Genomic DNA, 3,772 nt, shown 5'->3' with positions numbered 1-3,772 from the left:
TCGGCGCAGGCAAGGATCTCGACTCGTCGAGGGTGGAACCGAACCCGGTGGTGGCGCGGCACAGATTCAACGCCTCGATCGCACCTGCCACGTACTGCTCGGCAACCTGCACAGCCTCTTTCGGCGACGGACAACATCGGTCAGCGGCCCTGCTCGGGACCGCTGCTTGTGTCGGGTCATTCGCTGTTCGGAACCGGCGCAGCGTATGCCCCATGCTCGACGAGCAGCCCGTCGACGACGCGGACCAACTCAGTGGCGGGTGCGGAGGTATTCGTCGTGGGCGATACGTGTGACCGCATTCGACGCGCACCGGGCCGCGCGGGCAGCTCGAGAGAGAGGACTCGCCGCAGCCGATGTGGCGCGCGCCGCTGGTCACGCGGGAGGGGCTGCGTATCTGCACCCGCTGGCAAAGGCGACCCAGGGTGGGCACATCCTCATGTCGGCCGCCCATGCGGCTCGAGCATTCGAGCTCGACGCCGGCGACACCCCTGACGTGGGAGGCGATTACATCGAGAAGGCGACCGATCTGGCCAGCCCGATCGTGATGAATGTCCTGATGCGATACCCGAACCCCCGAGCGGCCGCGGCCGCGTAGGCGACCTCTGGCGCGAACTGGACGCATCGCTGCGGCAACTCGCAGCCCGGCGTCAACTTAGAGCAGCTGTCATCCGCACCAGCACGACGTAAGCCGAACCCCAGCATCGATCCCACCGACAGAATTCCTGCGTCCGAATGGAACCGTTCATCCGACTCATGCGTCCAGTACATTGGACGGACGATCAGAGAGGGAGGGTGTCGATTTACGTGGGGCAGTCGACCGCGAACGATGGGGGTTTGATGCAGATTCCAGAGAAGACAACGCTGTCCGCGTCGACGGCCAGCGGTTACCGCGGGGTGCGATGATGGCCGGAGGCTACTACAACCATTACGACGACCCCGACGAATTCTGGGACGAACAACCCCTTGAACCGAAGCCCAAAAACTCTCCTGCGGTGCCGACTCCACACCATTCCCTGAGCCCGCCTGCTTCGTTGAGTCCGGCTCCACCGGCATCGCCCGCTCGTGCCATCACCCCACATCGCCCATTCAACCCGCCTCCTCCTGTCGCCCCTGCAGGTCCCGATCCTTCGTCGACATCGAGTCTGCGGGAGTCGCCTTTTTCCGCACCCCGTGCCGCGCCTCCTCAAACTCCAGACTCAGGAGGATTCGACAAGCTTCTCAACGATCTTGCCCAGTTCCACGGGTATACCCAAGCAATATCCGGTCTGATGCAAGAGGTCTTTTCTGCCGGGCCATCCTACGCTACAGGTCGCGACAACACCGGGACAGTTGAAGTCACCATTTCAGGAGCGAACGAGCTGATCGACATCGTTATCTCGGACAACTGGTCGCGTCACCTGGACGCACGCCAGATCGGTTCAGCCGTGTTGGACGCGATTCAAGACGCTCAGATCCGCCGCTTCGAAACGGCGATGACCGTAGCAATGGAAAACGGGATCATGGATCGACTAGAAGCGTTGAGTGTCGACAACGTCGCACGCACTCATTTCGAACCCCCGGCGATTCCGCGCTATCCGACAATCGGCGTATCTCAACTTATTGAAGAAACATTTCAGGCACTGAATAGCGAATCCGCAGCACAGCCGCGTGAATTCGTTGGTGAAGTTGAAATCGACGGCGAAATGCCCGCCTGGGTCACTCTCAATAGGAGCGGCATCGTCAACTGCGGTGTCGACAGTCTTTGGGCAGGGAGGGTTGATGGGAACACTATCGCCTGGGGACTCAAGGCATCCTACGACAAGGCCCGGCAGTGGATACAAGCCACCAATAAATCTGACAGAGGCGCAGATGTCTTTGGCGCCCTGGCCAGCGATGCTATGCAGACACTCGCCGCCATGCAGAACCTGATCTAGCGAGGAACGATGAGTCCCACACCACAGGAACTAAAAGTTGCGACTGATGCCCTTCGAACTGATGCTCAAATCTGGGAGCGCCAATCAGATGCACTGGAAGGACTAAAGAGCAAGATTAGCGAGTTAGAATTCGGCCGACTGGAAGCGGGGCTCTTCCAAGGAATTGTCAGTGCGCACACCAAAGTGGTCAATAAAATGTCAGAACGTTGTGGTCAAGGAGCGCAGCGGTTCGATGAGATCGGTGGCACACTACGGTACTGCGCCGATACGTACGAGGCAGAAGACGCCGCAGGAAAACACGGGATCGACAATTTGTGGTAATCCGAAAGGGTCTCCCTAATGACATTTGATATCGGATCCTACAACTCCGTAATCGATCAGATAGAAAAGCTCCTAAAACAAGTTGACGATGGGAGAGTTTCTGGCGTACCGAACGCATTGAACAACGCGGAGAACCTACCATACGTCCGGCTTGTTCCTCCGCTATTGAGAGCCTGCAAGCTATGCGCTGAGAAAATGATCGACTTGGCCAAGTGGGTTTGGGACAAGGTTGTCGACCTCTTGAAGGGCGTGATCGCTCCGGTGTACATGTACATGCGGAGCCAGGACTGGAACGACGTAAGAAATACCGTAACCACTATCCAGAGCACCATCGACCCGAATAATCTCGAAGGCAATCGACAGTGGAAGGGCGCCGCGCAGCTGTCGTACCTGAAGACGGGCACCACGCAGAGTCAATCCGCTGGGAAGATCGGCGAAATCGCAGATAAAGCCAAAACCGCATTGGAGATCTGCGCTGCAGCATCTCTCGTGTTCTATATTGCAATCCTGAATATGATCCGACAGTTCCTCATTGCTCTCGCAGCCGGAATCGCAGCCTTGGCCACTGGCGTCGGTGCGCCGGCTGGTCTTTCCGATATTGCCGCAGCATCAGGTGTCACAGCGGCCTCCGTCTGGGCAGCTCTTGCACTTCTGACCCCGCTTCTTGCCGCGCAAGGCAAAGCGCTGCTGGACCTCGAAGCAGCAGCGTCGGATAATTCCACATTCCCGGAAGGCGCGAACGGGGTATCACAATGGCCGGACCCGAAGACATCAACCTTCAATGACGCATCCGTCGATGGCGACAACGAATCCAAGTGGAGGCTCAACTGAACGACCAGCCGCCCAAAACCATGGAAGAAAAGAGGCGCCGGTCGAATCAGTGGTCGGTCGCGTTGCCGTTCTTGATTCTGAGCGGCCTTATGGCATTCACCGGTCTTCGAGACACCCTGGGAGTGGGGAATATTGGAGCTATCATACTCTCGGCCGTCCTCCTTGTGCAGCTTCTAGGCATCGTTATCGGCTGGCGCAGAGCGCCAGCCGGGCAAATGAGAATAGTGATATGCAGCGCCTTTGCAGCTGCCAGCTTGACGGTTGCAGGATTGATTGTAGCGGGCCTCTTCAGCCGGACCGATAATGGCGTGTTGTGGGTCTTTTATGCCGCCCTTATTTTCGGACTCTGTCTACAGGGCTTCCACTACCTCTGGCGTGGCCGCGCCTAACCTTAACTCGATCACACTTGGACCTGCGGCCCAGCGTGATCGAGTTCAGATCGGGTGTTCGCTGCTAGCCTCGACCAATCATGCTGATTGAGGTATTGATGCCCCATGCTCGACGAGCAGCCCGTCGACGACGCGGACCAACTCAGTGGCGGGTGCGGAGGTATTCGTCGTGTTCGCGGTCTTCGCGGTGGTAGCGCTGGGTGAGGGTGGTGAGGCGGTGGATGACGACGCGTCGGGCGGGAGCGGCACCTCTCGCTCGCCCCGCTGCCCATCAAGCGTATCCACGATCGATGGATCAGCACATACATGCATGCTGCG

4 protein-coding genes are annotated in these 3,772 nt (G+C 58.6%); all 4 read left to right on the top strand.

Going from position 1 to position 3,772, the window contains the following annotated elements; translation table 11 throughout:
* Positions 1 to 289: 289 nt before the first annotated feature.
* The 4 genes from AB0J29_RS37005 to AB0J29_RS36990 all read left to right on the top strand — a co-directional run bounded on the left by AB0J29_RS37005 (position 290) and on the right by AB0J29_RS36990 (position 3,065).
* Positions 290 to 595 carry a hypothetical protein gene (locus AB0J29_RS37005; protein WP_364796001.1) on the top strand — a complete coding sequence of 102 codons (306 nt, stop codon included), beginning with the start codon at positions 290 to 292 and terminating at the stop codon, positions 593 to 595.
* Between the two features lie 304 nt (positions 596 to 899).
* Positions 900 to 1,913 carry a YbaB/EbfC family nucleoid-associated protein gene (locus tag AB0J29_RS37000; protein WP_364795999.1) on the top strand — a complete coding sequence of 338 codons (1,014 nt, stop codon included), beginning with the start codon at positions 900 to 902 and terminating at the stop codon, positions 1,911 to 1,913.
* Between the two features lie 9 nt (positions 1,914 to 1,922).
* Positions 1,923 to 2,234, top strand: a complete 312-nt coding sequence (locus AB0J29_RS36995; protein ID WP_364795997.1) for a hypothetical protein — start codon at positions 1,923 to 1,925, stop codon at positions 2,232 to 2,234.
* An 18-nt stretch (positions 2,235 to 2,252) separates the two neighbouring features.
* Positions 2,253 to 3,065 (top strand): hypothetical protein, encoded by an 813-nt coding sequence (locus tag AB0J29_RS36990; RefSeq protein WP_364795994.1) that lies wholly within the window; start codon positions 2,253 to 2,255, stop codon positions 3,063 to 3,065.
* The last annotated feature ends 707 nt before the right edge of the window (positions 3,066 to 3,772 follow it).

The organism is Nocardia sp. NPDC049707, assembly GCF_040674855.1.
GTDB lineage: Bacteria > Actinomycetota > Actinomycetes > Mycobacteriales > Mycobacteriaceae > Nocardia.
The sequence above is the reverse complement of the archived record's forward strand: the minus strand, read 5'-3'. Positions and strand labels throughout refer to the sequence as shown.

Bases quoted from the DNA above. Each gene is read 5' to 3' on its own strand.
- AB0J29_RS37000 (WP_364795999.1), top strand. From the start codon at position 900: ATGATGGCCGGAGGCTACTACAACCATTACGACGACCCCGACGAATTC.
- AB0J29_RS36990 (WP_364795994.1), top strand. From the start codon at position 2,253: ATGACATTTGATATCGGATCCTACAACTCCGTAATCGATCAGATAGAA.
- AB0J29_RS36995 (WP_364795997.1), top strand. From the start codon at position 1,923: ATGAGTCCCACACCACAGGAACTAAAAGTTGCGACTGATGCCCTTCGA.